5 protein-coding genes are annotated in these 3,831 nt (G+C 64.5%); 3 read left to right on the top strand and 2 right to left on the bottom strand.

Features of this window, described 5'->3' with window-relative positions; translation table 11 throughout:
* On the top strand, window positions 1-481 hold a 481-nt coding region (locus Y707_RS31725; RefSeq protein ID WP_026536165.1), incomplete at its 5' end, for a hypothetical protein.
* An 83-nt stretch (window positions 482-564) separates the two neighbouring features.
* Here the strand turns inward: Y707_RS31725 and Y707_RS0118445 are convergent.
* Window positions 565-1,380 (bottom strand): SGNH/GDSL hydrolase family protein, encoded by an 816-nt coding sequence (locus Y707_RS0118445; protein ID WP_026536166.1) that lies wholly within the window; start codon window positions 1,378-1,380, stop codon window positions 565-567.
* A gap of 235 nt (window positions 1,381-1,615) precedes the next feature.
* On the opposite strand from Y707_RS0118445, the gene Y707_RS0118450 reads away from it, so the two are divergent.
* Window positions 1,616-2,284, top strand: a complete 669-nt coding sequence (locus Y707_RS0118450; protein WP_026536167.1) for an alpha/beta hydrolase — start codon at window positions 1,616-1,618, stop codon at window positions 2,282-2,284.
* Between the two features lie 67 nt (window positions 2,285-2,351).
* Here Y707_RS0118450 and Y707_RS0118455 read toward each other — a convergent pair whose 3' ends face one another.
* The gene (locus Y707_RS0118455; protein WP_026536168.1) at window positions 2,352-2,591 is read right to left on the bottom strand and encodes an RNA-binding S4 domain-containing protein; all 240 of its coding nucleotides are present in this window, start codon (window positions 2,589-2,591) and stop codon (window positions 2,352-2,354) included.
* A 31-nt stretch (window positions 2,592-2,622) separates the two neighbouring features.
* On the opposite strand from Y707_RS0118455, the gene Y707_RS27460 reads away from it, so the two are divergent.
* Window positions 2,623-3,642: a DMT family transporter gene (locus Y707_RS27460; protein WP_051442188.1), complete on the top strand. Its 1,020-nt coding sequence runs from the start codon at window positions 2,623-2,625 to the stop codon at window positions 3,640-3,642.
* Window positions 3,643-3,831 lie beyond the last annotated feature (189 nt).

Here is a 3,831-nt window from a genome sequence, read left to right on the forward strand (position 1 = left end):
CGACGACGACGGTCCCGCCGCCGGTCTTGGGTTGGCGCGCCGGATCGCGCACATCACCTACCGGTGCGAGCCGGACCTGGACTCCCGGTTCGGCCGGCTGCCGCAGGGCTCGGAGGAACCGCTGCGGAACGGAGCAGACCCGCGCGGCCGGTACCAGGTGGAGAGCTACCTCGATTACCAAGCCGGCAAGTTGGCCGGGCGGTTCGACGCCAACAGCTACATCGCCATTACCGAGGCCTTGATGAGCCATGACATTACCCGCGGCCGCGGAAGCATCGCCGACGTTTTCGCGGGCACCGACGTCGAATTCGTCATCGCCGCCGTTACTTCAGACCGGCTGTACTATCCGGCTCAATCCGAGCAACTAATGTCCGCCCTGCCCGACGGCGTTGAGGCCCGGCTGGAGCTCATCGACTCTCCCGTGGGGCACGATGCGTTCCTGATCGAAGCGGCGCAACTGAGCGACATCATCAGCCGCTGACCAGTCCGCCGGAAGCCGGAGGCGTTATGCGTGCACTGGTTTTGCCCGGCGGTCCCTGGTGGTGGCTGGCGGTGCAGCCGTTCTCAATGTGGAACGGGCGGTATCCCGGTGCCGAACATTGGTCCGGCGTCGGGCCTCTTCGCCCGGATATGGTCCCCGGACGACTGATGCCGGATCCGGCGGAGAACCCATGGCAGGAAGAACTCGCGGGCCCAAACCAGATCCTCGGTCCGTGCGGTCCGCCAGTTTTTCGGTGGCAGCGGCTTGGGGACCTTCGGATGCAAAGTATGGTTAACCGCCAGCGTGTCGAGCACCATGATCGCAACGGTATGGTGCCCGAGGGGCGAAAGGTGCAGGCGGTCCCCGGCCCACATCTGCGGATCGGCCAGCTCCCGAAGCGACCACATGTCGGCAATAACTGCGTCATGCCGGGTTGCCACCGTCCGCAGGTCCTCGTTCAGGATGGCCGTCTTGCTCCGGACGCTGCCGAGTACGGAGGTGCCGCCCCAATCCGGTCCGGTGAACAGCACCACGGTGGCGCCTCCCGCACTGAGTTCGCCCACCGCGACGTCCAGCTTTTCGGCCAGGACATCGGGATCTGAACCGGGACGGAGGAGGTCGTTGCCCCCGGCAGAGAGACTTATCAAGTCGGGCTTGAGCGCCAGGGCCGGTTCGACTTGTTCATCCAGAATCTGCTGCAGCAGGCGTCCGCGGATGGCCAGGTTCGCGTACGCAAAGTCCTGGTGCCCGCGGCTCAGCTCCTCAGCCACCCGGTCTGCCCAGCCTCGATTGCCACCCGGGCTCTGCTCGTCCGGGTCGCCAATGCCTTCAGTAAATGAATCGCCCAGGGCCACGTAGCGGCGCCATGGGTGGGGTAAGGAACTGTTCGGCGGCGCAATCTCTCCCGCGGCCGCAGCGTCTGCGATGTCAGCCGCGGGTGGGGCGGTACCCTCGTCGAACTGAAGTTCCTCCTCGGTGGTCGAGGCCTGCTTGAGGGAGGATTGATTGAGGGGTACCGCCGGAATACTCAAATCGTTGCTCACAGTACCTATAATCCTCCCGCCGCAACTTCTACGCCACCGTAGGTTACGGCCGCATTAGCCCATCGCAACGGACGGTGCCAAAATGGAACGCATGACTGAACAGACTGTAGCCGCCCCCACCGTCATCTGGTCCAGGCCGGAGGAGGAGCGGGCCGGAACGCCGTTGCTGGTGCTGCTCCACGGTTACGGCGCCAACGAACAGGACCTCTTCGGCCTCGTCCCTTCACTGCCGGAGGAATTCACCGTAGTGTCTGTCCGGGCTTCCCTCGCGGCTGGACCCGGCTTCGCCTGGTTTCCGCTCAAAAACGACCTTTCGTTCTCGCTGCAGGCTGTGAAAGATACGACAAGCACTCTGACCAACTGGCTCGACGGCGTCAAAGACCAGCACAGCAGCGTCACACTCCTCGGTTTCTCCCAAGGGATGGGGGTGGCGACCAGCCTGCTGCGCCACCGTCCCGCGGATTTTGCCGCCGTCGTCGGGCTCTCCGGCTTCGCCTTCAAAGCCGAGGGAGCGGACAACGAGGACAATTTCTTCGACGATGCCCGGCTCGCTGAACGCCAGGTCCCATTGTTCTGGGGCCGGGACCAGGAGGATCCGATCATCCCCGCCGAGGCCGTCGAGTTCACCAACTCATGGCTGCGCGAACACACCAAGCTGACGAAAGTCCTGTACGGGAACATGGGTCATGGCATTAACGCTCAGGAGCTCGGCCATGTCAATGAATTCCTCAAATTGACCGTCCTGGCTCCGAAGGGCTGAGAACTCTCCCCGCAGTCTGAGAACGCTCCGACCAGGCTGAGAACTCTCAGCGGGATGGATCGCAGGATCAGGCGGATGGATCCGGTGCCGAAATCCGTACCGCTCCATTTGGCGTTGCGATGGTGTCGCCGGGTACTAGCTGGCGTCCGCGGCGTGTTTCCACCGTTCCGTTGACGGTGACCAGCCCGTCTTCGATGATCTGTTTGGCCATCAGGCCGTCTTCGGCCAGATCCGCCAGTTTCAGCAGTTGACCCAGGCGGATCATCGCGTCGCGGATTGGCAGCTCAACAATGTCATCGGAATCCATGCATTCATTCTGCCTGACATAGTCTGGATGCGTGCCTTCCGCCCCCAGAATCCCCTTGCTGCTCGGCCTGCCCCTGATGCTTGCCGTCGGGATATTGCTTCCCCTTCAGGGACGGGTCAACGGCGCCTTGGCTCTGGAGCTGGACGACGCCGTGACGGCATCGTTGGTCAGCTTCACCACCGGACTTGTGGTGATGCTGCTCGTCACTGTGCTGCTCCCGCGGGGGAGGGCCGGGATCCGGAATGTTCTGCCAGCGCTCCGGGAGCGGCGTTTCCCGCGCTGGTATGTGCTGGCAGGCATGAGCGGGGCCTTCTTCGTGCTCATGCAGGCGACGACGATTGGCCCGCTCGGTGTCGCAATCTTTACCGTCGCGGTCGTGACCGGCCAATCCCTGAGCGGCCTGGTGGTGGACCGGATCGGCGTCGGCCCCGGAGGGCGCCGGCGGATCAATGGCGCCCGGTTGGCCGGAGCACTGCTGACCCTGGCCGCCGTCGTCATAGCCCTTTCTCCGCGGATTAACGCCGAAGCAGAGCCGGGCCTGCTGATCCTGCTGGTGCTGCTGCCAATGCTGGCCGGGCTGTTCTCCAGCCTGCAGCATGCGGTGAACGGAACCGCCGCCGTCGCGTATGGCACCCCCATAACCGCGACGACGTTGAACTTCCTCGTCGGCGGCACGACGCTTGCGCTGATCTGGACTGTCCAAACCCTGGCCGGTGGTGCCGCCGGAGAACTCCCCTCCGAATGGTGGTACTACATTGGCGGGCCACTGGGGGCCATATTCGTGGGGATGACGACGCTGCTGGTCAGGACCATGGGCGTGCTGCTGGTCAGCCTGGGGATGATTGCCGGTCAGTTGCTCGGATCACTTGCGCTGGACATCATTGCTCCGACCGCCGGAACGGTGATCGCACCGGCCACCATCGCCGGCACCGTGCTGACCCTTGCCGCCGTCGTGCTCGCCACCCTGCCGTGGCCCCGCCGGCGTCCGTGGAGGCAGCCGGAACCTGTGCGCCAGGCCACCCCGGCGGCACAGGAATCGCCACGCCGGTAGGGTAGTATCGATAGCTTCGTTGACCGTGCCGGCGCCTATACCCGCGCACAATGCTCCGGGGCGGCGAAATACCCGCGGACCGCATCCAGCGGCCCCGCAGCACCCAAGAAAGAGACGGCGGTAACTGCCCATGGCTTCGACTCCATCCAACCTCGACGCGATTATCTCCCTGGCCAAGCGCCGTGGCTT

The sequence above is a fragment of the Arthrobacter sp. H14 genome (assembly GCF_000520495.1).
GTDB lineage: Bacteria > Actinomycetota > Actinomycetes > Actinomycetales > Micrococcaceae > Arthrobacter_C.